Below are 3630 nucleotides of genomic sequence, written 5' to 3'. Positions count from 1 at the left end.
GCTCAGCTGGGAGAGCACCTGCTTTGCAAGCAGGGGGTCGTCGGTTCGATCCCGTCATCCTCCACCAACCACACTTCGGGAATTCAACACCAAAGCTGCTTTGAAAGAGGCTGCTTTGTTGTTGATCAATATCGATTGATCAATCGGCTGTTCTTTAAAAATTCATAGAGTCGAAATCAGAGTTGCCAGGGGAAACTGCACATTCGTAAAGGTTTAGTGCAGACCGTGCCCCTGGTGACAAATTTTTGATTGCGTCAAAACGAATGTTCAATGAGCAAACGTGATTGCGAAAGTGATTGCGAAGTAATTTGAACTCAGTAATGACGAATGTTTCTTGATAGTGATATTGAGGAATTATTCACATTACGGCATAACGCGCCAGGTGAAAGACCTGGCAAGTCCTTGAGATGACGGCGATATCTTGAAAGAGATGTCAAAGTTATAGGGTCAAGTGACTAAGAGCATGTGGTGGATGCCTTGGCGATTACAGGCGACGAAAGACGTGATAGCCTGCGATAAGCTTCGGGGAGCTGGCAAATAAGCTTTGATCCGGAGATTTCTGAATGGGGAAACCCACCTCGCAAGAGGTATCGCATACTGAATACATAGGTATGCGAGGCGAACCGGGTGAACTGAAACATCTCAGTAGCTCGAGGAAAAGACATCAACCGAGATTCCGAAAGTAGTGGCGAGCGAAATCGGAAGAGCCTTCTAGTGATAGCACGACTGTTAGCAAAACGGGATGGAAAGCCCGGCCATAGCAGGTGATAGCCCTGTATGCGAAAACAGACGTGTGGTACTAAGTTAGAGAAAAGTAGGGCGGGACACGAGAAATCCTGTCTGAATATGGGGGGACCATCCTCCAAGGCTAAATACTCGTAATCGACCGATAGTGAACCAGTACCGTGAGGGAAAGGCGAAAAGAACCCCGGGAGGGGAGTGAAATAGATCCTGAAACCGCATGCTTACAAAAAGTAGGAGCCCGCAAGGGTGACTGCGTACCTTTTGTATAATGGGTCAGCGACTTACATTCAGTGGCAAGGTTAACCGAATAGGGAAGCCGTAGAGAAATCGAGTCCGAATAGGGCGAATCAGTCGCTGGGTGTAGACCCGAAACCAAGTGATCTATCCATGGCCAGGATGAAGGTGCCGTAACAGGTACTGGAGGTCCGAACCCACTAGTGTTGCAAAACTAGGGGATGAGCTGTGGATAGGGGTGAAAGGCTAAACAAACTTGGAAATAGCTGGTTCTCTCCGAAAACTATTTAGGTAGTGCCTCAAGTATTACCTGCGGGGGTAGAGCACTGTTTAGGCTAGGGGGTCATGGCGACTTACCAAACCTATGCAAACTCCGAATACCGCAGAGTACAGCTTGGGAGACAGAGCACCGGGTGCTAACGTCCGGACTCAAGAGGGAAACAACCCAGACCGCCAGCTAAGGTCCCTAAAATTGGCTAAGTGGGAAACGAAGTGGGAAGGCTAAAACAGTCAGGATGTTGGCTTAGAAGCAGCCATCATTTAAAGAAAGCGTAATAGCTCACTGATCGAGTCGTCCTGCGCGGAAGATGTAACGGGGCTAAGCCAGTTACCGAAGCTGCGGATTTGCAATTTATTGCAAGTGGTAGGAGAGCGTTCTGTAGGCCTGTGAAGGTGTCTGGTAACGGATGCTGGAGGTATCAGAAGTGCGAATGCTGACATGAGTAGCGTTAAAGGGGGTGAAAAGCCCCCTCGCCGTAAGCGCAAGGTTTTCTACGCAACGTTCATCGGCGTAGAGTGAGTCGGCCCCTAAGGCGAGGCAGAGATGCGTAGCTGATGGGAAACAGGTCAATATTCCTGTACCGATCAATAGTGCGATGTGGGGACGGAGAAGGTTAGCTCAGCCAACTGTTGGATATGTTGGTTCAAGCCTGTAGTCGTGCTCGGTAGGCAAATCCGCCGGGCTTAGATGAGGGGTGATAACGAGTCTGCTTGCAGACGAAGTGAGTGATACCCTGCTTCCAGGAAAAGCCACTAAGCTTCAGCTATTGACGACCGTACCGCAAACCGACACTGGTGCGCGAGATGAGTATTCTAAGGCGCTTGAGAGAACTCAGGAGAAGGAACTCGGCAAATTGATACCGTAACTTCGGGAGAAGGTATGCCCCAAGTAGGTGAACTCGTACAGAGGGAGCCCAACGGGGTTGCAAAAAATCGGTGGCTGCGACTGTTTAATAAAAACACAGCACTCTGCAAACACGAAAGTGGACGTATAGGGTGTGACGCCTGCCCGGTGCTGGAAGATTAAATGATGGGGTGCAAGCTCTTGATTGAAGTCCCAGTAAACGGCGGCCGTAACTATAACGGTCCTAAGGTAGCGAAATTCCTTGTCGGGTAAGTTCCGACCTGCACGAATGGCGTAACGATGGCCACACTGTCTCCTCCTGAGACTCAGCGAAGTTGAAATGTTTGTGATGATGCAATCTCCCCGCGGAAAGACGGAAAGACCCCATGAACCTTTACTGTAGCTTTGTATTGGACTTTGAACAGATCTGTGTAGGATAGGTGGGAGGCTTTGAAGTGAGGACGCTAGTTCTCATGGAGCCAACGTTGAAATACCACCCTGGTGTGTTTGAGGTTCTAACCTAGGTCCATTATCTGGATCGGGGACAGTGCATGGTAGGCAGTTTGACTGGGGCGGTCTCCTCCCAAAGCGTAACGGAGGAGTTCGAAGGTACGCTAGTTACGGTCGGACATCGTGACGATAGTGCAATGGCATAAGCGTGCTTAACTGCGAGACTGACAAGTCGAGCAGATGCGAAAGCAGGACATAGTGATCCGGTGGTTCTGTATGGAAGGGCCATCGCTCAACGGATAAAAGGTACTCTGGGGATAACAGGCTGATACCGCCCAAGAGTTCATATCGACGGCGGTGTTTGGCACCTCGATGTCGGCTCATCTCATCCTGGGGCTGTAGCCGGTCCCAAGGGTATGGCTGTTCGCCATTTAAAGAGGTACGTGAGCTGGGTTTAAAACGTCGTGAGACAGTTTGGTCCCTATCTTCCGTGGGCGCTGCAGATTTGAGGAAGCCTGCTCCTAGTACGAGAGGACCGGAGTGGACACACCTCTGGTGTATCGGTTGTCACGCCAGTGGCATTGCCGAGTAGCTAAGTGTGGAAGAGATAACCGCTGAAAGCATCTAAGCGGGAAACTCGTTTCAAGATGAGATCTGCCGGGGCCTTGAGCCCCCTAAAGAGTCGTTCAAGACCAGGACGTTGATAGGTCAGGTGTGGAAGCGCAGTAATGCGTTAAGCTAACTGATACTAATTGCTCGTGCGGCTTGACCCTATAACTTTGATAGCCAACACGCAACCAGCGTGAAGCTCAAAGTCTGTTATGCCAAGTTAGACGCAGTCAAAACACAAACATCTGATTCCAGACTCTATGAATTCGCCAGGCAGTTCACAAAAACTGCCCAGCACCAAGTTATGCCTGATGACCATAGCAAGTTGGTCCCACTCCTTCCCATCCCGAACAGGACAGTGAAACGACTTTGCGCCGATGATAGTGCGGGTTCCCGTGTGAAAGTAGGTCATCGTCAGGCTCTTACAGCCCAGAAAACCCCAGTCAGATATGACTGGGGTTTTTTGCTTT

2 rRNA genes are annotated in these 3630 nt (G+C 50.1%); both read left to right on the top strand.

The window, feature by feature from the left end:
* The first annotated feature begins 445 nt into the window (after positions 1–445).
* Positions 446–3324: ribosomal RNA gene (locus tag ATF69_RS02650) — 23S ribosomal RNA — on the top strand.
* A 143-nt stretch (positions 3325–3467) separates the two neighbouring features.
* Positions 3468–3580 (top strand): 5S ribosomal RNA (gene rrf, locus ATF69_RS02645).
* Positions 3581–3630 lie beyond the last annotated feature (50 nt).

The sequence above is a fragment of the Acidovorax delafieldii genome (assembly GCF_007993815.1).
Lineage (GTDB): Bacteria > Pseudomonadota > Gammaproteobacteria > Burkholderiales > Burkholderiaceae_C > Acidovorax > Acidovorax delafieldii.
Note: the sequence above shows the minus strand (reverse complement) of the source record. Positions and strands in the feature narration are given on the sequence as shown.